The sequence below is a fragment of the Serratia sp. TSA_198.1 genome (genome assembly GCF_052686505.1).
Map to the genome: position 1 here is coordinate 233,654 of NZ_JBQZFP010000002.1, position 21,418 is coordinate 255,071.

Sequence of the window (21,418 nt, forward strand, 5' to 3'; positions counted from 1 at the left end):
AAAACAATCATTACGGCTCCCATTTGAAGAAGTAATGATAAAACAGGCAAGGAACCGACGTTGAAGCCACACCCACACCGATTTTCCCCCGACGATTACGATCATCACGGCGTGCTGCGTCTGCCGTTGTGGTTTTGGGGCGTACTGGTTTTGCAGGCCCGCACCTGGCTCCTGTTTGTGATGGCCGGCGTTTCGCAGCAACAGGGGGAAGGGCTGCTGCAACTGTTTTACCCGGATACCCAAAGATTCTGGTACGGCATCCTGCTGGGGTTGCCGGCCGCACTGGCATTTTTGATTGCCCCGCGCAGGCATCTGTGGCCAAGGTTGTGGCGAGCCTGGCGTTGGGTGCTCGGCGCCTCGGTGCTGACGGCGCTGGGGGGCTCCCTGTTCAGCCTGTGGCAGCAGGACAGCAATCTGCCGGCGCTGGATAGCGTTTTGGCATTGCTCGATGCTTTGGCACTGGCCTATCTGCTGTTGAACGCGCGGCTGAAGGCCTGTTTCACTGCACAGGAAGAGCTCGCTTAAATGCCGAACGCTGCGGCACTTTTCTCATTTTCCGCACTCCAATCTCGCAACCCATGGCGTCGCGAAGGCAGTTGTGAGAGGCTGGCACGCGGCCTGACTGAGCCATGCCTTTGATGTTAAGGAGCTATAAATGAATATTCGCCCACTGCTGTTAGGGCTACCGCTGTTACTGACCGGCTGTTCGACGATGTCCAACTTCTCCTGGTCGAGCCTGTCGCCGTTTAACTGGTTCGGCAGCAGCCTTGAGGTCAGCGCCAAGGGCGTTGGCGATCTCAACGCCGGCACCCCGATGTCGGAAAGCGCGATCAACGACGGGCTGAAGGGCGATTATCGGCTGCGCGGCGGCATGGCCACCGACAAGGGCCAGATCGTTTCTTACTACCAGGCAATGGACGGCAATGACGTGAAGCTGGTGATCACCGGCGAGCCCAAGGGCAACGTACAGCGTGTGGCCGTGATGGACAGCAAAGTGGCCACCGAGTGGGGCAATAAGCTCGGCACGCCGTTCAGCGACATGTACGGCAAGGCGTTTGGCGCTTGCAAACCGGCCGACGGTGACGACGCGGGCAAGGTGGAGTGCGTGGCGGAGCAGAGCAAGTACGTCACCTACATCTTCAGCGGCAAATGGGCCGGCCCGCAGGACATCATCCCGCCGGACGACACGCTGAAAAGCTGGACGGTCAGCAAGATCATCTGGCACGCCAAACCGCAGTAAGCCTGGCACAGTGTTCGGGGCGAATATATTCGCTCCGACCCTCACCGGGCGCAGCCGGCAACGCCGCAGCTTGAAAAGCGACGAGTAACCTTATTTTCTTTGCGTTCCGTTAAGGCAATCTTGCACGCATGCGTTATTATATCGCGCATTTGTAACAGGAAACCCAAGCCTGTTACCCGATTGCGATACTGAGGATAACGACATGACACAGGTTCAGAGCGGCATTTTGCTGGAGCACTGCCGTTTCGCCATTTTTATGGAAGCTACCGTACAGGGCGAATTCGCTGATTTGCGTCAGGGCTGCAAGCAGTTTTGCCAGCGGCTTATTGAGTTGCAGCAGCAGTTCCCGGATGCGCATTTGGGGGCGGTCATCGCCTTTGGCTACGACGTTTGGCACGATCTGTCCAGCGGCCAGGGGGCAAAAGAGCTGAAGCCGTTTACTCCACTGGGCAAAGGGCTGGCGCCGGCCACCCAGCGCGATTTGTTGATCCATATCCAATCCCTGCGTCATGACGTTAACTTCTCGCTGGCGCAGGCGGCGCTGGCGGCGTTCGGCAACGCCATCAAGATTGAAGAGGAAACCCACGGCTTCCGTTGGGTGGAAGAGCGCGATCTGAGCGGCTTTATCGACGGTACCGAAAACCCGCAGGGCGACCAACGCCCGGAAGTGGCGGTGATTGCCGAAGGCGAAGAAGACGCGGGCGGCAGCTACGTGCTGGTGCAGCGTTACGAACACAATCTGCGTCAGTGGCAGCGCTTCACCACCGAGCAGCAAGAACAGATTATTGGCCGCACCAAGCACGACAGCGAAGAGCTACCGTCGGATCAGCGGCCAGAGACGTCGCACGTCAGCCGGGTTGATCTGAAAGAAGACGGCAAAGGCCTGAAAATTCTGCGCCAAAGCCTGCCTTACGGCACCGCCAGCGGCAAGCATGGGCTCTATTTTATCGCCTACTGCGCGCGTCTGCATAATATCGAAAAACAGCTGCTGAGCATGTTTGGCGATCTGGACGGCAAACGTGACGCGATGCTGCGTTTTAGCCGTGCGGTGACCGGCAGTTATTACTTTGCCCCTTCGTTGACGCGCCTGTTGTCACTTTGATGCCCTCATCGGGGTCGGCCATGTCGGCCCCGGTACGCTTTTCCCGCCCCAGCGAAACCGCTCCGCTCCTGCCTTATAGCGTTTGATGCTTGAAAATCACTAAACGGTATATAAAAGCGTTACAGCTCCGCGCCTAGTTATAAATACACTGGTCATCAATAAGGCGAAAGCCTGAAAGATTGACTCAGTGAGCTAAGGTGCAGAATGAAACAAATCCGGGTTAAAAATATCGTGCTGAAAGGATGGTTGGCAGCGGCTCTGTTAGCCAGCGGCACCGTCTCGGCAACTGAATTGCTGAACAGCTCTTATGACGTTTCCCGTGAATTGTTTTCCGCACTGAATCCTGGCTTTGAACAGCAGTGGAACCAGCAGCATCCGGGCGACAAGCTGACCATCAAGCAGTCCCACGCCGGTTCTTCCAAGCAGGCGCTGGCTATCCTGCAAGGGTTACGCGCCGACGTGGTGACTTACAACCAGGTGACCGACGTGCAAATCCTGCATGAACGCGGCCAACTGATCCCGGCCGACTGGCAGGCCCGTTTACCGAACAACAGCTCACCGTTCTATTCCACCATGGCTTTCCTGGTGCGCAAGGACAACCCGAAAGGTATCCACAGCTGGAACGATCTGGTCCGTGACGACGTGAAGCTGGTGTTCCCGAACCCGAAAACCTCCGGCAATGGCCGTTACACCTATTTGGCCGCCTGGGGCGCCGCCAGCCAGGCCGACGGCAACGATCAGGCCAAAACCCGCGCCTTCATGACCCGTTTCCTGAAAAACGTGCTGGTGTTTGACACCGGCGGTCGCGGCGCGACCACCTCCTTTGTGGAACGTGGCCTGGGCGACGTGCTGATCAGCTTTGAGTCGGAAGTTAACAACATCCGCAAGCAGTACGGGGAAGACAAATACCAGGTCATAGTACCGCCGGTCGATATTCTGGCGGAGTTCCCGGTGGCCTGGGTGGACAAAAACGTGGAAAAGAACGGCACCGAACAGGCAGCCAAAGACTACCTCAATTATCTCTACAGCCCGGCGGCCCAACAGGTGATCACCAGCTTCTACTATCGCGTTTACGACAAAAAGGCGATGGAAGCGGCGAAGGGCCAGTTCCCGGACACCAAGTTGTTCCGGGTGGAAGATCAGTTTGGCGGCTGGCCGCAGGTGATGAAAACGCATTTCTCCACCGGCGGCGAGTTGGATCAACTGTTAGCGGCAGGGCATAAGTAATGTTGTCGTTGTCCAGTAAACGGGTTTTGCCCGGATTCGGCCTCAGTCTGGGGAGCAGCCTGTTTTACACCTGCCTGGTTTTGTTGCTGCCGCTCAGCGCGCTGGTCATGCAATTGGCGCAGATGAGCCTGGCGCAATACTGGGAAGTGATTTCCAATCCGCAGGTGGTGGCGGCCTATAAGGTGACGCTGCTGTCGGCGGGCGTCGCCAGCCTGTTTAACGCGGTGTTCGGCATGCTGATGGCCTGGATCCTGACCCGCTACCGTTTTCCCGGCCGTACGCTGTTGGATGGCCTGATCGATCTGCCGTTCGCGCTGCCGACGGCGGTGGCCGGCCTGACGCTGGCGGGGCTGTTCTCCACCACCGGTTGGTATGGCCAATGGCTGGCGCATTTCGACATCAAGGTGACTTTCACCTGGCTTGGGATCGCGGTGGCGATGGCGTTTACCAGCCTGCCGTTCGTGGTGCGCACCGTTCAACCGGTGCTGGAAGAGCTAGGGCCGGAATATGAAGAAGCGGCCGAAACCCTGGGCGCAACCCGCTGGCAGAGTTTCCGCCGCGTGGTGATCCCTGAGCTTGCGCCGGCGCTGCTGGCCGGCACGGCGATTTCCTTTACCCGTAGCCTGGGTGAGTTTGGCGCGGTGATCTTTATCGCCGGCAATATCGCCTGGAAGACCGAAGTGACGTCGCTGATGATCTTTGTGCGTTTGCAGGAGTTCGACTATCCGGCGGCCAGCGCGATTGCTTCGGTGATCCTGGCGGCGTCGCTGCTGTTGCTGTTTAGCATTAACGTTCTGCAGAGCCGCTTCGGCCGACGCATCGGGGGGCACTGATGGCTGATATCTCTGAGTTCAATGGCGTCGAACGCCCGCGCGTCAACTGGGGAAAATGGACGCTGATCGGCATCGGCGTGCTGTTCTCGGTGCTGCTGCTGGTGGTGCCGATAATGTCGATTTTCGCCGAGGCCTTTTCCAAAGGCGTTGGCGCGATGTGGAGTAACCTGGTCGATCGCGACATGCTGCACGCCATCTGGCTGACGGTGTTGATCGCGTTGATCACCGTGCCGTTCAACCTGATTTTCGGCACGCTGCTGGCGTGGCTGGTGACGCGTTTCACCTTCCCGGGCCGCCAGTTGCTGCTGACCTTGGTCGACATTCCGTTCGCAGTTTCACCGGTGGTGGCGGGGCTGATTTATCTGCTGTTTTACGGCAGCAATGGCCTGTTGGGCGGTTGGCTGGATGCACACAATATCCAGGTGATGTTCTCCTGGCCGGGCATGGTGCTGGTGACCATTTTCGTGACCTGTCCGTTCGTGGTGCGCGAACTGGTGCCGATGATGCTCAGCCAGGGCAGCCAGGAAGACGAGGCCGCCATTTTGCTGGGTGCATCCGGCTGGCAGATGTTCCGCCGCGTTACCTTGCCTAACATCCGTTGGGCGCTGTTGTACGGCGTGGTGCTGACCAACGCGCGCGCCATCGGCGAGTTCGGTGCGGTGTCTGTGGTGTCCGGTTCTATTCGCGGCGAAACCTTCAGCCTGCCGCTGCAGGTGGAGTTGCTGCAACAGGATTACAACACCGTCGGCGCCTTTACCGCCGCCGGGCTGTTGACCCTGATGGCGATCATTACCCTATTTTTGAAGAGTGGCCTGCAATGGCGTCTGGAACGCCAAAATGCGCGCCTCGAGCGGGAGGAAAATCATGAGCATTGAGATTAGCGGTATCAACAAATTTTTCGGTCGTACCAAGGTATTGAACGATATCTCGCTCGATATTTCCTCCGGTGAGATGGTGGCGCTGCTGGGGCCTTCCGGCTCCGGGAAAACCACGCTGCTGCGCATTATCGCCGGGTTGGAAAGCCAAAGCGGCGGCAAGCTGGGCTTCCACGGCACCGACGTCAGCCATGTGCATGCACGCGATCGCCGCGTGGGCTTCGTGTTCCAGCATTACGCGCTGTTCCGCCATATGACGGTGTTCGACAATATCGCTTTTGGTCTGAGCGTGTTGCCGCGCCGTGAGCGCCCGAACGCTGCGGCGATTAAACAAAAAGTGACCCAATTGCTGGAAATGGTGCAGCTTGGTCATTTGGCCAACCGTTACCCGTCGCAGCTTTCCGGCGGCCAGAAGCAGCGTGTGGCGTTGGCGCGTGCGCTGGCGGTAGAGCCGCAAATTCTGCTGCTGGACGAACCCTTCGGCGCGCTGGACGCGCAGGTGCGCAAAGAACTGCGCCGCTGGCTGCGTCAGTTGCACGAAGAGCTGAAATTCACCAGCGTGTTCGTGACCCACGATCAGGAAGAGGCGATGGAAGTGGCCGATCGCATCGTGGTGATGAGCCAGGGCAATATTGAACAGGTTGGTTCACCGAATGAAATCATGCGTGAACCGGCCAGCCGTTTCGTGCTGGAGTTTATGGGCGAAGTGAACCGCCTGAGTGGCGAAATCCGCGGTTCGCAGCTGTTTGTCGGCGCGCACCAGTGGCCGCTGTCGTTCCAGCCGATGCATCAGGGCAGTGTCGATCTGTTCCTGCGGCCGTGGGAAATGGAAGTGGGAACCGAGAGCAGCGAGCGCTGCCCGTTGCCGGTACAGGTGCTGGAAGCCAGCCCGCGCGGCCACTTCTGGCAGTTGACCGTACAGCCGATCGGCTGGCATCAGGAGCCGATCAGCGTGGTGCTGCCAGAGGGCAACCAACCCCCGGTGCGCGGCGGCCGTTACTATGTTGGCAGCCTGAATGCACGTCTGTACGCCGGCGATCAACTGCTACAACCTGTTGCGTTAGCCAAAAGCGCCTGATAGTTTTTAGCGGCCAATATTATTTTAAAGGCAACCCCAGGGTTGCCTGAGGTTGATGACAAAGTTGTTTTTGAGTCCGAGATACCCGGGCCTAGCGCACCGAGGGGCACTCCGGCGGCAAGCCGCTACGACCCCTTCGGCACGCTCTCCCTAATAATCGGCTTTGTCAGCAGTCTGAGGCAACCCCAGGGTTGCCTTTTTACATTCCGCACTCCAACAGACAGGCAAAGATCGTGACAACGCTCGAACAATGCATCGGCAATACCCCGCTGGTAAAAGTACAACGTCTGGCCGCAGGACTGGGCAGCGAGGTCTGGCTCAAACTGGAAGGCAACAACCCGGCGGGTTCGGTAAAGGATCGCGCCGCGCTGGCGATGATCCAACAGGCGGAACTGCGCGGCGAAATACAACCCGGCGACAAGCTGATCGAAGCCACCAGCGGCAACACCGGCATTGCGCTGGCCATGATCGCGGCGCTGAAAGGCTATTCCCTTAAGCTGCTGATGCCGGAAAACATGAGCCAGGAACGCCAGGCGGCGATGCGTGCCTATGGTGCAGAGCTGATTCTGGTCAGCCGTGAACTGGGGATGGAAGGCGCGCGCGATCTGGCGCTGGAAATGCAGCGTGAAGGACAGGGCAAAGTACTGGATCAATTCAATAATCTGGATAACCCTTACGCCCACTTCACCACCACCGGCCCGGAAATCTGGCAACAGACCCAGCAGCGCATTACGCACTTCGTCTCCAGCATGGGCACCACCGGCACCATTACCGGCGTAGGCGGTTACCTCAAGAGCCAAAACCCGCAGGTGCAAATCATTGGCCTGCAGCCGGCGGAGGGCAGCAGCATCCCCGGCATCCGCCGTTGGTCACCGGCCTATCTGCCGGGCATATTCCGCCCGGAGCTGGTGGATCAGGTTCTGGATATCCAGCAAACCGATGCCGAGCAGACCATGCGCCAGCTGGCTCAGCGCGAAGGCATTTTCTGCGGCGTCAGTTCCGGCGGCGCGGTGGCCGGCGCATTACGCATTGCTGCGGCGAACCCAGGCAGCGTGATTGTGGCGATTATCTGCGATCGCGGCGATCGTTATCTCTCCACCGGCGTTTTTGACTGAAGGTTATTCCCTTTCCAACGCATGTATCGGATCCATCCCGGCGGCGCGTTTCGCCGGGAAAAAGCCGAAAATCACTCCGATCAGCGTCGAACAGACAAATGCGGCGACGATCGAGGCTCCGGAATAGATCATGGTGAAGTTACTGCTGAATTGGCTGAACAGCACGCCGATCCCCAGCGACAGCAGCACCCCCAATGCGCCGCCCAGCAGGCACACCAGCACCGCCTCGATTAAAAACTGTTGCATGATATCCCCGGCGCGAGCGCCTACCGCCATGCGCACGCCGATTTCGCGCGTGCGCTCGGTGACCGACACCAGCATGATATTCATCACCCCAATGCCGCCCACCACCAGCGAGATCAGCGCGATCATCGACACCAACAGCGTCAGGGTAGCCGTGGTTTTCTCAATGGTTTGACGGATGCTGTCGGTGTTCATGACGAAGAAATCCTTGGTGCCGTGGCGTTGGCTCAGCAAACGGGTGACGCCGTCTTCGGCGCTGCCGAGATCGACATCGTCGTTGACCCGCACGGTGACGCTCTTCAGGTAACTTTGGCCCAGCATGCGTTTCATGACGGTGGTGTAGGGGATCCAGACGTTCAGGTTTTCATCGCTGCCGAAGCCGCTCTGCTTTTTGGCGGCCACGCCGATAATCCGGCACGGCAGCGAACCGAGCAGGATCACTTCGCCGATCGGGTTGGCCCCGTTGGGGAACAGCTTATTGCGGGTATTCTCGTCGATCACCGCTTCCTGCATCAGGTTGTCGACGCTGTGACGGTTAAACGCCATGCCGCTGTCGATGCTGTAGCCGCGCACCAGAAAATATTGCTCGCCTACGCCATTGACCGTACCGCTGACCGACTGATTGCCATAGCGAAAAGTGGTGCTGCTGGACAGCGTCGGCGTCACGCTGTGGACGTATCCCTGCTGTGCCAGCGCGTCGGCGTCGGTGGCGCGCAGCGTCTGGATCGCCGCAGAGCGCATATCGCCGAAATCCTTGCCCGGGTAGATTTCCAGCGTGCTGGTGCCCATGGCATTGATGTTCGCCAGCACCTGTTGTTGCGAACCTTTCCCCAGCGCCACCACCGACACCACCGAAGCGATGCCGATGATAATGCCGAGCATGGTCAGCAGAGTACGCAGGCGTTGTGACGCCATCGCCAACACCGCCATTTTGAAGGCTTCGTAAAAGCGGTCGCGCTGCGATTGCCAGCGGCTTCCGGCACTTTCCGGTACCTTCGGCAGCAGCGCGTTGGTCTGGGCGGTTTTTTGCCGATCGGCGACAATTTCACCGTCGCGCAGCTCAATAATGCGTTGAGCATGTTCGGCGATCTGCATGTCATGGGTGACGATCACCACTGTATGACCGCGTGCATGCAGGTCTTTCAGAATGCTCAGCACTTCTTGTCCGCTGTGGCTGTCCAGCGCACCGGTCGGTTCGTCCGCCAGGATCACTTCCCCGCCGTTCATCAACGCCCGGGCGATACTGACGCGTTGCTGCTGGCCGCCGGAGAGCTGGCTGGGCCGGTAGTTCAGACGGTCCGCCAGCCCGAGCCGCTGCAACAGATCGGCGGCACGTTGGCGGCGTGCGGCGCGCTGACGCCCGGCGTAGACTGCCGGCACCTCGACGTTGTCTTGCGCGGTGAGTTCCGCCAGCAGGTGATAGCGCTGGAAGATAAAACCGAAATGCTCGCGGCGCAGTTCGGCCAGGCTGTCGCGATCCAACCGCCCGGTGCTGCGTCCGGCAACCTGGTAATCCCCCTCGCTGGGGCGATCCAGGCAGCCAAGAAGGTTCATCAGCGTCGATTTACCGGAGCCTGAAGCGCCGACGATCGCCACCATTTCGCCCTGGCCGATGGTGAGATTGATATTGTTCAGCACCGTCACGCGTTGTTCGCCGGCCTGAAAATGGCGGCTGATGCCGCGCAGTTGCAGCAGAGGTGTTGGGTTCATCAATCACATCCCCATCGGCGGCGGGCCCATGCGCCGCGTGCTGCTTTGCGTCGCTGCACTGACCTGGCTGACAATCACTTTTTCGCCGGCCAGCACACCGCTGATGATCTGCGCGTCGACGTTGTTATTGATGCCGACCTTCACCGGGCGGCGGGCGATATTGCCCTGTTCGTCCACCACCTGTACCCAGTCGCCCTGTAACGCGGTGGCGGGGATCACGACTGCGCCTTTCGCCTTGTCCAGCACGATATACACCTGCGCGGTCATGGAAATGCGCAGCGCGCCGTCGGGGTTCGCCACGTCGAACAGGCCGTTATAGTAAATCGCGGTGCTGGAGGTGGAAGAACTGCTGGAACTGCTGCTGGAGCTCGACGTGGTGGTCTCATCATTGATCGAGTCGGGGGCGGGCTCTATCGCCCGCAGCGTGGCGCGGTAGTGTTTGCCCGGTTCGCCGAGAATGGTGAAATAGACCGGCATGCCGGTTTTCACCTTCACCACGTCGGCCTCGGAAATCTGCGCTTCGATGGTCATGGTGTCCAGCCGGGCGACTTTGACGAGGGTCGGGGCGCTTTGCACCGCATTCACCGTCTGGCCTTCTTCAACCGGCAGCGCGACGATGGTGCCGTCGATCGGGGAGGTGATTTTGGTATAGCCGAGGTTGACCTGCGCAGTATTCACCGCGATCTGCGCCTGCACGATCTGCGCGTCCAGTGCGTTGATGTCGGCGCGGGTGGCATCCAGCGTGGCTCTGGCGCTGTCAAAATCCGCCTGCACGCCGACGCCGCGCGCCACCAGGGTCTGTTGGCGCTGATAGGCGAGCTGATTGTTGCGCAGCGCCGCCAGTTTTGAGGCGCGTTGCGCCTGTACGTTCTTCAATGCCGCTTCTGCGTCCCTCAGCGAGTTCTGCTGGGTTAAATCGTCGATCTCGGCCACCAGTTGCCCTTTATGCACCTTATCGCCCAGCGCCACGCGCAGGGCCTTTATCTGGCCGGAGACCTGCGCGCCGACGCTGACCTGTTTTTGCGCTTCAATGGTGCCATCGGCCAGCACGGTTTGTTCCAGATCGCGCGTTTGCGCTACCGCAGTGATATAACGGGGCGTTTCGGCGGTGCCTTGCGCTCTGAAGTAGAGAAATAAGGCGATAGCAGCCACAATGACAGTGGGCAACAGATAGCGTTTTGAGCGTTGAAACGATGGCATGACGAAGAGGTTCCCTGGCATAAAAGCGCGGCAAAAATCTATTTGCACTAATTTAGCGCGCCCTCAGCCAGGCTGCGGTTAAGTGGCGTTCAGGAATGTGTAAGGATTGAGTAAAACCGGCTGCGAAGCAGGCAAATAGGCGTAAAAATGACGAAAATCCGCGAAGGAGCAAGGCATGAAAATTTTATTGGTCGATGACGACCTGGAGCTCGGCACCATGCTGAGCGAATACCTGACCGGCGAAGGGTTTAACGCCACGCTGGTGCTGACCGGTAAGGCCGGAGTGGAAGGCGCGCTATCGGGCGAGTATACCGCGATGATCCTCGACATCATGCTGCCGGACATGAGCGGTATTGATGTGCTGCGCGACGTGCGTAAAAAAAGCCGTATGCCGATCATCATGCTGACGGCCAAAGGCGACAATATCGATCGGGTCATCGGCCTGGAAATGGGCGCCGACGACTACATGCCCAAGCCGTGCTATCCGCGTGAACTGGTGGCGCGCTTGCGCGCAGTGTTGCGTCGTTTCGACGAACGCCCGGAAGAGGTGGATGACGAGATTGCCATCAGCTTCGGTGAATTGACGCTTAACCCCTCTACCCGCAGCAGCGAATGGCGCGGCAAGGCGTTTGATCTGACCGCTTCGGAGTTCAACCTGCTGGAACTGTTGTTGCGCGCGCCGGAGCGCGTGGTGTCCAAGGACGAGCTGTCGGAAAAAGGATTGGGGCGCCCGCGTGAAGCCTATGACCGCAGCGTTGACGTACATATCAGCAACATCCGCCAGAAGCTGGGCGCGCTGACGGACAACATGCTCAGCATTGAAACGGTGCGCAGCATCGGCTACCGCATCAGGTAATGCCCATGCGCGGAAGACTATTCTGGAAAATTCTGCTGGGTTTCTGGCTCACGTTTATCATCATGACCCAGGCGCTGTGGGTCGCTTTTTCCCTGTACGGCGATCGCTATGAGCCACCGGAAAATGCCGTGGCCCGGCGGCTTATCAATTTGCAGTTGGCAACGGCCGGCACTTTGCTGCGCAGCGGCGGCGAGCCCGCCCTGGAAGCCATGATGCAGGACTGGTCGGACGATGACCGGCGCTTTTTGTCGGTAACCCCGATGGCGCATCCGCCTGCGACGGTGGAGGGGGCTTTCGAGGTTCGTCGCATGCCGGCAAATATCACGGCATGGGTGCAAACGGGGGAGAACAGCGGCTACCTGTTGAATTATGACGTGCGCACTCTGCGCGAACAATACCGCCCCAACAAGCGTTCGCATTTCTTCAATATTCCGGCGCCGATGCTGTGGGTGGGCGGACTGGGTGGGCTGTTGTTCAGCGCCGTGCTGGCCTGGAACCTGACCCGGCCGATGCGCAAATTGAGCGCAGGTTTTGATCGCGTGGCGCAGGGGGATTTGTCTGTGCGTCTGTTCCCGGCGATGCGCCGGCGGCACGATGAAATTTCTGAAGTGGCACGCGATTTCGACACCATGGCCGAAAGGCTGGAACTGCTGGTCAGCGCTCGCGAGCAGTTACTGCACGATGTCTCGCACGAACTGCGCTCACCGCTTGCCCGACTGCAGTTGGCCATCGGGTTGGCGCGGCAGAATGACGGCAACGTAGAGAACTCGTTGCAGCGTATAGAGCACGAAGCGGGGCGGTTGGACAAGATGATTGGCGAGTTGCTTGCGCTGTCGCGCGCCGAGAGCAACAACCTGCCGGACGAGGAGTATTTCGATCTTTACGGGCTGGTGGATGCGGTGGTCAACGACGCACGCTACGAAGCGCAGATCCCCGGAGTCGAGATCGTGTTGCAGGCCAGTTCGGACGTGGAGTACACCGTCAAAGGCAATGCCGAGTTGATGCGGCGCGCGGTGGACAACATTGTGCGTAATGCATTGCGTTTCTCCAGCCACGGGCAGCGGGTCACAGTGGTGCTGACGCGTATCGACCAACTGTTTCAGATCGAGGTCAGCGATCAGGGGCCTGGGGTGGAAGAGGCAAAGCTTTCCAGTATTTTTGATCCGTTCGTTCGGGTGAAATCGGCGATGTCGGGCAAGGGGTATGGGCTGGGGCTTGCGATCACCCGCAAGGTGGTGCTGGCGCACGGCGGCCAGGTTGATGCGCGCAACGGCGAGCAAGAGGGGTTAATCATTACCCTCCGGATCCCGCGCTGGGGATAATAGACTATCTTACTTGCCATTTTGAACTTGCGTGTACGCTCCGAGGGCTGTGCGCTGTCCATGTTCAAACTGCCTGCGCCGATAACGTCTATTACCAGCGGTATACCCAAAGGATTTCGAATTGCCGCCTGGTGCCATAAAAAAAACGGCGCACTGGGCGCCGTTTATCTTTCACATTCGCAATTACTTCTTGATGCGGATGATCGGGGTTTCACCAACGATTACGGTACCGGACAGTTTGATCAGCTCTTTGATCTCGTCCATGTTGGAGATAACAACCGGCGTCAGGATAGACTTGGCTTTCTCTTCCAGCAGTGCCAGGTTGAACTCGATAACCACGTCGCCTTTCTTGACGCGCTGGCCTTCTTCAGCGATGCGTTTGAAGCCTTCGCCTTTCAGTTCAACGGTGTCGATACCGAAGTGGACAAACAGCTCGATGCCGCTGTCGGATTCGATAGAGAAAGCATGGTTGGTTTCGAAAATTTTACCGATAGTGCCGTCAACCGGGGCAACCATTTTGTTGCCTGTCGGTTTGATGGCAATACCGTCGCCAACGATTTTTTCAGCGAAAACTACGTCAGGTACATCTTCGATGTTAACGATTTCGCCAGAAAGTGGAGCTACGATCTCGATAGTGCCCGTGTCTTTCTTGTCATCAGAAACCAGAGATTTCAGTTTATCGAACAAACCCATGATCTTCTCCTAAGCATTAAATTGGGCGGCGTTCCAGTGTCGTGGAAGTTTAGCAGAGCGTTTTTTCTTCGATGAATTTATTCACGCAATTCATCAGGTCTTGCGCCGTTGGCTGTGCCAAGGCTTGCGCTGCCAACGCCTTCACATCTTCGAAATTCGTATTACGAATAATTTTCTTGATGCGCGGGATTGAAATCGCACTCATGCTGAACTCATCCAGCCCCATGCCCAATAACAACAGTGTAGCACGCTCATCGCCAGCCAGTTCACCGCACATGCCGGTCCACTTGCCTTCTGCGTGAGATGCATCAATGACCTGTTTGATCAGGCCAAGCACTGATGGGGACATCGGGTTATAGAGATGAGAAATCAGCTCGTTGCCGCGATCTACCGCCAGAGTATACTGGGTTAGATCGTTTGTCCCAATACTAAAGAAGTCGACTTCTTTCGCCAGATGGTGGGCAATCACCGCCGCAGCTGGTGTTTCCACCATTACGCCCACTTCAATTGTTTCGTCGAACGCCTTGCCTTCTTCACGCAACTGCGCTTTCAGCGTCTCGAGTTCGCCTTTCAGATCGCGTACTTCTTCGACGGAAATGATCATCGGGAACATGATGCGCAGCTTGCCGAACGCGGAGGCGCGCAAAATGGCGCGCAACTGGGCGTGCAGGATTTCTCTGCGGTCCATGGCGATACGGATGGCGCGCCAGCCGAGGAACGGGTTCTCTTCTTTCGGCAGGTTCATGTACGGCAGGTCTTTGTCGCCGCCGATGTCCATGGTGCGGACGATCACGGCTTGTGCGCCCACGGCTTCCGCAACGGCTTTATAGGCCTGGAACTGCTCGTCTTCGGTTGGCAGCGAGTCGCGGTCCATGAACAGGAATTCGGTACGATACAGGCCGACACCTTCAGCGCCATTGCGCTCTGCACCCGCGACGTCGCGCACGGTGCCGATGTTGGCGCAGACTTCAACCTGATGGCCGTCCAGCGTAATCGCCGGCAGATCTTTCAGCTTGGCCAGATCGTTTTTCTCGGTAACGTACTGGGTCTGTGCGGCTTTCAGCTGATCGATAACGTCAGCGGTTGGGTTAACGTAAATTTTATTGTTAACCGCGTCCAGAATCAGGTAATCGTCGTTCTTCACCTGCTTGGTTACGTCGCTGGTGCCTACGATTGCCGGCAGTTCCAGGGAGCGCGCCATGATAGAGGTGTGCGAAGTACGGCCGCCGAGATCGGTGATGAAGCCCAACACTTTGTCCAGGTTCAACTGCGCGGTCTCAGACGGGGTCAGATCGGTTGCAACCAGGATCACTTCGTCCTGGATGGAGCTCAAATCGACGATAGCCAGGCCCAGAATGTTCTGCAGCAGGCGTTTACCGATGTCGCGTACGTCAGCCGCACGTTCTTTCAGGTATTCATCGTCCAGCTCTTCCAGCGCTTTCGCCTGGCCTTCAATGATGGTGTAGGCTGCCGCATCGGCAGAAGCCAGATCGTCTTTGATAAGGGCTATGATTTCCTGCTCAAGCTCTTCGTCTTCCAGCAGCATGATGTGGCCTTCGAAGATGGCTTCTTTTTCTTCGCCGAAGGTTTCGCCAGCTTTGGTCTTGATCGCTTCCAGCTGTTCGGACGCTTTGGCGCGGCCAGCCAGAAAACGCGAGACTTCCTGCTCTACATGGTCTGCAGAGATTTTCTTCCGGTTGATGACAATTTCATCTTCTTTCAGTAGGAGAGCCTTACCAAAAGCGATACCCGGTGATACTAAAATGCCTGAAATCATAACCCTACCTTACTCTTGACTGGTTTTAACTAAAAAGACGGGCCGATTACTCAAGCTCTGCCATCAGTTTTACCAAGTGCTCAACGGCTTTCTGGTCGTCTTCACCTTCAGCAGAGATGGTCACTACGGTCCCTTGGGTCAGCCCCAGAGTTTGCAGTTTGAACAGGCTCTTGGCGCTGGCGCTTTTACCGTTGGAAGTCACGGTGATGTCAGATGTGAAGCCTTTGGCTTCTTTAACGAACTGAGCGGCAGGGCGAGTGTGCAGACCATTCGGAGCGGTAATAGTAACTTCTTGCTGGAACATTGATGTTTCCCCAACTTATTGGTGTGTTGTGGAGCTAAAGTTTAGCCCAAGGGTATTACTTTAGCTTGTCTGGTTAGCGCCTGACTATGGTACAGGGGCGAGTATTGATGCAACAGAAAACGACGAATTTGGCCCTTCAGATCAAAAAAAATTGGCTTCTGCCGTCGTTTCAATCAGCTCTCCATTATGCCGTGTTTAACGCAGCTGCGACAAACGAGTAAATCGATTCAGCTTAAAACATGGGGCGGAGGGTGATTAATTTTGTGCATCGAAATAATGCACCGTTAAATACTAAAGCTGGCGGGTAAAATCAATCTTCAACTGCTATAAACTTTGATCCAGTCCACAAAAAAGCACCCCGGAAGGTGCTTTTTTAGCTATTTGTGCACAGCTGGCACTACTGTTGCAATTCTTGCTCGGTGAACAAATCGGCAAACAGCGCAGTGCTCAGGTAGCGTTCGCCGGAGGACGGCAGAATCACAACGATGGTTTTGTCGGCGAAGTCGGCTTCTTCAGCGATTTTCACCGCTGCCGCCACGGCCGCCCCGGAGGAAATGCCCGCCAGAATGCCTTCTTCGTCCATCAGACGGCGCGCCATGCTGATGGCTTCGTCGTTGGTGATTTGTTCTACGCGGTCAACCAGATCGAGATCCAGGTTACCGGGGATAAAGCCGGCGCCGATGCCTTGAATCTTGTGCGGGCCCGGTTTGATTTCTTCACCGGCCAACGCCTGCGTGATCACCGGAGAATCAGTAGGCTCTACCGCCACGGTGGTGATCGCTTTGCCTTTGGTGTTTTTGATGTAGCGGCTGACGCCGGTCAGCGTACCGCCGGTGCCGACGCCTGAGATGAAAACGTCGACCTCGCCATCGGTGTCTTCCCAGATTTCCGGGCCGGTGGTTTTCTCATGAATGGCGGGGTTAGCCGGGTTGCTGAACTGCTGCAAAATGAGGTAACGCTCCGGATCGGTAGCGACAATTTCTTCCGCCTTGGCGATGGCGCCTTTCATGCCTTTTGCGCCTTCGGTCAGCACCAGGTTGGCCCCCAGCGCTTTAAGCAGCTTGCGACGCTCGATGCTCATGGTTTCCGGCATGGTCAGCGTCAGTTTGTAGCCGCGTGCGGCGGCGACGAAGGCCAGAGCGATGCCGGTGTTACCGCTGGTCGGTTCTACCAGTTCTTTGCCGGCGACCAGGATGCCGCGTTTTTCTGCGTCCCAAATCATATTGGCACCGATGCGGCATTTAACGCTGAAGCTTGGGTTGCGTGATTCAACCTTGGCCAGAATGCGTCCGTTGCCGATACGGTTCAGACGAACCAGCGGCGTATGGCCGATCGTTAATGAGTTGTCTTCGTATATCTTGCTCATAGCCCGTCCTTTAACTCTATGAAAATGTGGGGAACATCGAAAGCATACGCTAACAGTACCGGCAGGGAAGTAAAGAATTGGTATATCGATATGTTATTAGGAAATAAGTTTTAAGCACAACGATAAGGGCGCAAATTGCGCGCCCTGTCGAAGAATTAATCGTAATGCGGGGAATGAAACGGCTCAGGAACGAACGAATTGTGTACGGTAACGGTCGACCCACATGGCGGTGGCGCCGCAAACCGCGACCGGCAGGATCACCAGATTAAGGATGGGGATCATGGTGAACAGGCTGACCATCGCGCCAAACTGCAGGTTGTCGGTTTTATGCTGACGCAGCGCACGACGCATATCGGCAAAGCTCACCTTATGGTTATCGAACGGGTAGTCGCAATATTGGATCGCCAGCATCCAGGCGCTGAACAAAAACCACAGCACCGGCGCCACCGTTTGGCCGATCCCCGGAATGAAATAGAGTATCAGCAACAGCAGAGCACGCGGCAGGTAGTACGCCAGTTTGCGCCATTCACGCGCCATGATGCGCGGCAGGTCCTTCACAATGCCGAAGATGCCGGTGTCCGGCAGCGGCTTGCCGGTCAGGCTGCCCTCCAGATGTTCGGCCAGCAGGCCGCAGAAGGGTGCGGCAATCAGGTTGGTGAGGGTACTGAACAAATAGCTGAATACCAGCAGGACGGAAATGACCGCCAGCGGCCACAGCAGATAGCTCAGCCACTGCAGCCAGTTGGGCACGTGGCTCATCATGCTGGGGATCCAATCGCCCAGTTGGCTGAACAGCCACCAGAAAGCGGAGCCCATCAGCAGCACGTTGACCAGCAACGGCAGGACGACATAGCGTTTAATCCCCGGGCGCGAAATCAGGCGCCAACCTTCGGCAAAATAATGAAAGCCGCTGGTGGAGTGAGAAGGTGACTGCGTATAGGACATATCTTAAGTTATCTCGTTGTCTGAACAGGCATCGCTATCATATCGGGATGATTTTCTACTGGCTAGGGTGTCATTGGCTGAAAAAACAGCAAAAAAAGGCAGTATAATCATCTTTATTGGCATAAAGTTCAGCACGGACTTGCACTTGTGTGCTCGGGCAAATAGAGTTAAAGAGTGAATGTTTGCCGCGGTGGCAATGTATTGGAACAACAGAGATAGCAATGATGCAGGATTTGCGTCTGATATTAATCGTTGTTGGCGCGATCGCCATAATAGCGTTGTTATTGCACGGTCTGTGGACCAGTCGCAAAGAACGCTCGTCGCTTTTCCGCGATCGCCCAGCCAAGCGTTCTAAAAAAGAACGTGAACAATCCCCGATCGACGATCTCGATGAAGGCGTGGGAGAGGTGCGTGTACGCGCCGTCAACCCGCACGATGAGCCGTCGTTTGGTCATTTTGATGCCGCACGCGAAGAACCCGTGGTTGCGCCGAAGCCTGCTCCGGCGGCCGAGCCTACGCCACGTGCCGTTCAACCGGCTGCTCATCAGTCTCCGCCACCGCTGTCTCAGCGGCCGGATTATGATGACATCCTGCTGGACAACTACGCGCAGGACGCAGACGACGAGCCGCAGCAGCCTGCGCCGCGTCGTGAACCGCGCGTTGACGATCTGCCGCCTGTGGCGACTGCAGCAGAGCCGGCGTTCCGCGCCGAACCTGCGCATCAGCCGCAGCTGGAAGTGAAACCAGCGGCGGTGGAACCTCAGCCTGCTCCGGCAGCCATTAAACCGGCAAAACTGAAAGAAACCGTACTGGTGCTGCACGTTACCGCACATCAGGGTGGCGTGATCGGCGGCGAAGTTCTGCTGCAGAGCGTGCTGCAAGCGGGCTTCCAGTTTGGCGCAATGGGGATTTTCCATCGCCATATCAGCCCGGCAGGCAGCGGCCCTGTGCTGTTCAGCCTGGCGAATATGGTCAAGCCGGGATCTTTTGATCCCGACATGATGTCCGATTTCTCCACGCCGGGCGTGTCGATGTTCATGATGGTGCCGTCTTATGGCGACGCTAATCAGAACTTCAAGCTGATGCTGCAGTCGGCACAGCGAATCGCCGACGACGTGGGCGGTGTGGTGCTGGACGATGAGCGCCGTATGATGACCCCGCAGAAGCTGGAAACCTACAAAGCGCGCATCCGCGAAGTGTTGGAAAGCAACGCCTGACCGGTAGCGACGCGCACTGAATATCCGTAACAACAAAGCCCCCGCTTGCCGGGGGTTTTTTATCTTTGATGGTGAGCCATGGAATCGATAATCCAACAAATCAATCAACTACGAACCTCACTGCGCCATCACGAATACCAATATCATGTGCTTGATGCGCCGGAAGTGCCGGATGCGGAATACGATCGTCTGATGAATGAGCTGCGTGAGTTGGAAAACGCGCACCCGGAGCTGATCACCGCCGATTCGCCGACCCAGCGCGTGGGTGCCGCTCCGCTGGCGGCGTTCGACCAGGTGCGGCATGAAGTGCCGATGCTGTCGCTGGATAACGTATTCGACGAAGAAAGTTTTCTGGCGTTCTACAAACGCGTGCAGGATCGCCTGAAGAGCAACGATCCGCTCACTTTCTGTTGCGAGCTGAAACTGGACGGTCTGGCGGTCAGCCTGCTGTACGAAGACGGCGAACTGGTGCGTGCGGCCACGCGCGGCGACGGCACCACCGGTGAGAACATTACCTCCAATGTGCGTACCATCCGCGCCATCCCGCTGCGTCTGAGCGGCGACAATATCCCGCGTCGGCTGGAAGTGCGCGGCGAAGTGTTTATGCCGCAGGCCGGCTTCGAGCAGATGAACGAAGAGGCGCGTCGCAAGGACGGCAAGATATTTGCCAACCCGCGCAACGCCGCCGCCGGTTCTATCCGCCAGCTCGATCCGCGCATTACCGCCAAACGCCCACTGACCTTTTTCTGCTATGGCGTTGGTCTGCTGGAAGGCGGCGAGCTGCCGCGCAGTCACTGGCAGCGCCTGATGCAGTTTAAAAACTGGGGCTTACCGGTCAGCGATCGCGTCAAATGCTGCACCGGCAGCGACGAAGTATTGGCTTTCTACCGCCAGGTAGAACAGGACCGCGCGCAGCTCGGATTCGATATCGACGGCGTGGTGGTCAAAATTGATGATATCGATCTGCAGGAAACGCTTGGCTTTGTGGCGCGAGCGCCACGTTGGGCGACGGCATTCAAGTTCCCGGCGCAGGAACAAATTACCGTGGTGCGCGAAGTGGAATTCCAGGTTGGGCGTACCGGGGCGATAACGCCGGTGGCGCGACTGGAACCGGTGCAGGTTGCCGGCGTGATCGTCAGCAACGCCACGCTGCACAACGCCGACGAGATCGAACGTTTGGGCCTGCGCATCGGCGATACGGTGATCGTGCGCCGTGCCGGTGACGTGATCCCGAAGGTGGTCGGGGTGATTGAGGATCGCCGTCCGCAGGACGCGCGTGAAATAGTGTTCCCACTGCATTGCCCGGTCTGTGGTTCCGATGTGGAGCGGGTTGAAGGCGAGGCGGTAACGCGTTGCACCGGTGGGCTGATCTGCGCCGCGCAGCGTAAAGAAGCGCTGAAGCACTTCGTTTCCCGGCGCGCGATGGACGTCGACGGCATGGGCGACAAGATCATCGAGCAACTGGTAGAAAAAGAATATGTGAAGAATCCGGCCGATTTATTCCGCCTGTCCGCAGGTATTCTGACCGGGTTGGATCGCATGGGGCCGAAGTCGGCGCAGAACCTGGTCAACGCGCTGGAGAAATCCAAGCGGACCACCTTTGCCCGTTTCCTGTATGCGCTCGGCATCCGCGAAGTGGGCGAGGCCACGGCGGCCAACCTGGCGGCGCACTTCGGTGAGCTTCCAAAGCTGTACGCCGCCGATATCGACGCGCTGAAACAAGTTCCGGACGTCGGCGAGGTGGTGGCGAAGCATGTGCGTCATTTCCTCGACGAAGAGCTTAACCAGAAGGTGATCGACGAACTGATTGGCGCCGAGATTGGCATCAACTGGCCGGAAGTGGTGGTGGTAGCGGCGGAAGAGATCGACAGCCCGTTTGCCGGTAAAACCGTGGTGTTGACCGGTTCGTTGAGCCAACTTTCACGCGATGAGGCTAAAGATCGTCTGACGGCGCTGGGCGCCAAGGTCAGCGGCAGCGTCTCGAAAAAGACCGATCTGGTGATTGCCGGCGAAGCGGCCGGCTCCAAGTTGGTGAAGGCGCAGGAATTGGGCATTGCAGTGATCGATGAAGCGGAAATGATCCGCCTGCTGGGTGTCTGATGGAAAAAGAGAATCTGATCGAGATCGCCAATACCTTGATGCCGTTTGGCAAGTACCAAGGGCGGGCGCTGATTGACCTGCCTGAAGAGTATCTGCTGTGGTTCGCCCGCAAAGGCGAGTTCCCCAACGGCAAACTCGGCATGCTGATGGAAATGACGCTGGCGATTAAAATCGAAGGGCTTGACCACCTGGTCAAGCCGTTAAAAAAGAGTTGA

The 21,418-nt window shown here is 57.6% G+C and carries 20 protein-coding genes; 13 read left to right on the forward strand and 7 right to left on the reverse strand.

What is annotated here, in order from left to right; translation table 11 throughout:
• Positions 1–60 precede the first annotated feature (60 nt).
• The 8 genes from ACUTSW_RS12490 to cysM all read left to right on the forward strand — a co-directional run bounded on the left by ACUTSW_RS12490 (position 61) and on the right by cysM (position 7,470).
• Positions 61–525, forward strand: a complete 465-nt coding sequence (locus tag ACUTSW_RS12490; RefSeq protein ID WP_445584558.1) for a DUF2919 domain-containing protein — start codon at positions 61–63, stop codon at positions 523–525.
• A gap of 130 nt (positions 526–655) precedes the next feature.
• Entirely contained in the window at positions 656–1,240 is a 585-nt protein-coding gene (locus ACUTSW_RS12495; protein ID WP_445584559.1) for an RpoE-regulated lipoprotein, read from the forward strand.
• 202 nt (positions 1,241–1,442) lie between these two features.
• The gene (locus tag ACUTSW_RS12500; protein ID WP_004947716.1) at positions 1,443–2,342 is read left to right on the forward strand and encodes a Dyp-type peroxidase; all 900 of its coding nucleotides are present in this window, start codon (positions 1,443–1,445) and stop codon (positions 2,340–2,342) included.
• Between the two features lie 204 nt (positions 2,343–2,546).
• Positions 2,547–3,569 (forward strand): sulfate ABC transporter substrate-binding protein, encoded by a 1,023-nt coding sequence (locus tag ACUTSW_RS12505; RefSeq protein ID WP_062868196.1) that lies wholly within the window; start codon positions 2,547–2,549, stop codon positions 3,567–3,569.
• Entirely contained in the window at positions 3,569–4,402 is an 834-nt protein-coding gene (cysT, locus tag ACUTSW_RS12510) for a sulfate/thiosulfate ABC transporter permease CysT (protein WP_004947708.1), read from the forward strand. The genes ACUTSW_RS12505 and cysT overlap by 1 nt, the downstream gene beginning before the upstream one ends.
• Positions 4,402–5,277 carry a sulfate/thiosulfate ABC transporter permease CysW gene (gene cysW, locus ACUTSW_RS12515; protein ID WP_004947706.1) on the forward strand — a complete coding sequence of 292 codons (876 nt, stop codon included), beginning with the start codon at positions 4,402–4,404 and terminating at the stop codon, positions 5,275–5,277. Before cysT ends, cysW begins: the two co-directional genes overlap by 1 nt.
• The gene (cysA, locus tag ACUTSW_RS12520) at positions 5,267–6,355 is read left to right on the forward strand and encodes a sulfate/thiosulfate ABC transporter ATP-binding protein CysA (RefSeq protein ID WP_006327088.1); all 1,089 of its coding nucleotides are present in this window, start codon (positions 5,267–5,269) and stop codon (positions 6,353–6,355) included. Before cysW ends, cysA begins: the two co-directional genes overlap by 11 nt.
• A gap of 233 nt (positions 6,356–6,588) precedes the next feature.
• Positions 6,589–7,470 (forward strand): cysteine synthase CysM, encoded by an 882-nt coding sequence (gene cysM, locus ACUTSW_RS12525; protein ID WP_004947698.1) that lies wholly within the window; start codon positions 6,589–6,591, stop codon positions 7,468–7,470.
• 3 nt (positions 7,471–7,473) lie between these two features.
• Here cysM and ACUTSW_RS12530 read toward each other — a convergent pair whose 3' ends face one another.
• Both ACUTSW_RS12530 and ACUTSW_RS12535 read right to left on the reverse strand, forming a co-directional pair.
• Positions 7,474–9,423 (reverse strand): MacB family efflux pump subunit, encoded by a 1,950-nt coding sequence (locus ACUTSW_RS12530; protein WP_445584560.1) that lies wholly within the window; start codon positions 9,421–9,423, stop codon positions 7,474–7,476.
• A gap of 3 nt (positions 9,424–9,426) precedes the next feature.
• Complete coding sequence (locus tag ACUTSW_RS12535; protein WP_434461017.1) at positions 9,427–10,623, reverse strand: efflux RND transporter periplasmic adaptor subunit; 1,197 nt, start codon at positions 10,621–10,623, stop codon at positions 9,427–9,429.
• Between the two features lie 175 nt (positions 10,624–10,798).
• Here ACUTSW_RS12535 and ACUTSW_RS12540 point away from each other — a divergent pair, with 175 nt between their 5' ends.
• Positions 10,799–11,479 carry a response regulator transcription factor gene (locus tag ACUTSW_RS12540; protein WP_004947692.1) on the forward strand — a complete coding sequence of 227 codons (681 nt, stop codon included), beginning with the start codon at positions 10,799–10,801 and terminating at the stop codon, positions 11,477–11,479.
• Positions 11,480–11,484: 5 nt separating this feature from the next.
• On the forward strand, positions 11,485–12,801 hold the full coding sequence (locus tag ACUTSW_RS12545; protein WP_445584561.1) for an ATP-binding protein: 1,317 nt from the start codon (positions 11,485–11,487) through the stop codon (positions 12,799–12,801).
• Between the two features lie 183 nt (positions 12,802–12,984).
• Here ACUTSW_RS12545 and crr read toward each other — a convergent pair whose 3' ends face one another.
• The 5 genes from crr to cysZ form a co-directional block, all read right to left on the reverse strand.
• Complete coding sequence (crr, locus tag ACUTSW_RS12550; protein ID WP_004947686.1) at positions 12,985–13,494, reverse strand: PTS glucose transporter subunit IIA; 510 nt, start codon at positions 13,492–13,494, stop codon at positions 12,985–12,987.
• 49 nt (positions 13,495–13,543) lie between these two features.
• Positions 13,544–15,271 (reverse strand): phosphoenolpyruvate-protein phosphotransferase PtsI, encoded by a 1,728-nt coding sequence (ptsI, locus tag ACUTSW_RS12555; protein ID WP_004947683.1) that lies wholly within the window; start codon positions 15,269–15,271, stop codon positions 13,544–13,546.
• A 46-nt stretch (positions 15,272–15,317) separates the two neighbouring features.
• Positions 15,318–15,575, reverse strand: a complete 258-nt coding sequence (gene ptsH, locus ACUTSW_RS12560; protein WP_004947679.1) for a phosphocarrier protein Hpr — start codon at positions 15,573–15,575, stop codon at positions 15,318–15,320.
• Positions 15,576–15,972: 397 nt separating this feature from the next.
• Positions 15,973–16,941, reverse strand: a complete 969-nt coding sequence (gene cysK, locus ACUTSW_RS12565; protein WP_004947678.1) for a cysteine synthase A — start codon at positions 16,939–16,941, stop codon at positions 15,973–15,975.
• Positions 16,942–17,124: 183 nt separating this feature from the next.
• Positions 17,125–17,886 (reverse strand): sulfate transporter CysZ, encoded by a 762-nt coding sequence (cysZ, locus tag ACUTSW_RS12570; protein WP_063201435.1) that lies wholly within the window; start codon positions 17,884–17,886, stop codon positions 17,125–17,127.
• Between the two features lie 221 nt (positions 17,887–18,107).
• Here cysZ and zipA point away from each other — a divergent pair, with 221 nt between their 5' ends.
• The 3 genes from zipA to ACUTSW_RS12585 all read left to right on the forward strand — a co-directional run bounded on the left by zipA (position 18,108) and on the right by ACUTSW_RS12585 (position 21,418).
• Complete coding sequence (gene zipA / locus ACUTSW_RS12575) at positions 18,108–19,103, forward strand: cell division protein ZipA (RefSeq protein WP_445584562.1); 996 nt, start codon at positions 18,108–18,110, stop codon at positions 19,101–19,103.
• A gap of 78 nt (positions 19,104–19,181) precedes the next feature.
• Positions 19,182–21,203, forward strand: coding sequence for an NAD-dependent DNA ligase LigA (gene ligA, locus ACUTSW_RS12580; protein WP_445584563.1), 2,022 nt, complete (start codon positions 19,182–19,184; stop codon positions 21,201–21,203).
• Positions 21,203–21,418, forward strand: a complete 216-nt coding sequence (locus ACUTSW_RS12585) for a DUF3820 family protein (protein ID WP_004947672.1) — start codon at positions 21,203–21,205, stop codon at positions 21,416–21,418. Before ligA ends, ACUTSW_RS12585 begins: the two co-directional genes overlap by 1 nt.

Excerpts from the sequence above, each read along its gene's own strand:
- ACUTSW_RS12495 (WP_445584559.1), top strand. The coding sequence starts at position 656 with ATGAATATTCGCCCACTGCTGTTAGGGCTACCGCTGTTACTGACCGGC.
- ACUTSW_RS12500 (WP_004947716.1), top strand. The coding sequence starts at position 1,443 with ATGACACAGGTTCAGAGCGGCATTTTGCTGGAGCACTGCCGTTTCGCC.
- ACUTSW_RS12505 (WP_062868196.1), top strand. The coding sequence starts at position 2,547 with ATGAAACAAATCCGGGTTAAAAATATCGTGCTGAAAGGATGGTTGGCA.
- cysT (WP_004947708.1), top strand. The coding sequence starts at position 3,569 with ATGTTGTCGTTGTCCAGTAAACGGGTTTTGCCCGGATTCGGCCTCAGT.
- cysW (WP_004947706.1), top strand. The coding sequence starts at position 4,402 with ATGGCTGATATCTCTGAGTTCAATGGCGTCGAACGCCCGCGCGTCAAC.
- cysA (WP_006327088.1), top strand. The coding sequence starts at position 5,267 with ATGAGCATTGAGATTAGCGGTATCAACAAATTTTTCGGTCGTACCAAG.
- ACUTSW_RS12530 (WP_445584560.1), bottom strand. The coding sequence starts at position 9,423 with ATGAACCCAACACCTCTGCTGCAACTGCGCGGCATCAGCCGCCATTTT.
- ACUTSW_RS12535 (WP_434461017.1), bottom strand. The coding sequence starts at position 10,623 with ATGCCATCGTTTCAACGCTCAAAACGCTATCTGTTGCCCACTGTCATT.
- ACUTSW_RS12540 (WP_004947692.1), top strand. The coding sequence starts at position 10,799 with ATGAAAATTTTATTGGTCGATGACGACCTGGAGCTCGGCACCATGCTG.
- ACUTSW_RS12545 (WP_445584561.1), top strand. The coding sequence starts at position 11,485 with ATGCGCGGAAGACTATTCTGGAAAATTCTGCTGGGTTTCTGGCTCACG.
- crr (WP_004947686.1), bottom strand. The coding sequence starts at position 13,494 with ATGGGTTTGTTCGATAAACTGAAATCTCTGGTTTCTGATGACAAGAAA.
- ptsI (WP_004947683.1), bottom strand. The coding sequence starts at position 15,271 with ATGATTTCAGGCATTTTAGTATCACCGGGTATCGCTTTTGGTAAGGCT.
- ptsH (WP_004947679.1), bottom strand. The coding sequence starts at position 15,575 with ATGTTCCAGCAAGAAGTTACTATTACCGCTCCGAATGGTCTGCACACT.
- cysK (WP_004947678.1), bottom strand. The coding sequence starts at position 16,941 with ATGAGCAAGATATACGAAGACAACTCATTAACGATCGGCCATACGCCG.
- cysZ (WP_063201435.1), bottom strand. The coding sequence starts at position 17,886 with ATGTCCTATACGCAGTCACCTTCTCACTCCACCAGCGGCTTTCATTAT.
- zipA (WP_445584562.1), top strand. The coding sequence starts at position 18,108 with ATGATGCAGGATTTGCGTCTGATATTAATCGTTGTTGGCGCGATCGCC.
- ligA (WP_445584563.1), top strand. The coding sequence starts at position 19,182 with ATGGAATCGATAATCCAACAAATCAATCAACTACGAACCTCACTGCGC.
- ACUTSW_RS12585 (WP_004947672.1), top strand. The coding sequence starts at position 21,203 with ATGGAAAAAGAGAATCTGATCGAGATCGCCAATACCTTGATGCCGTTT.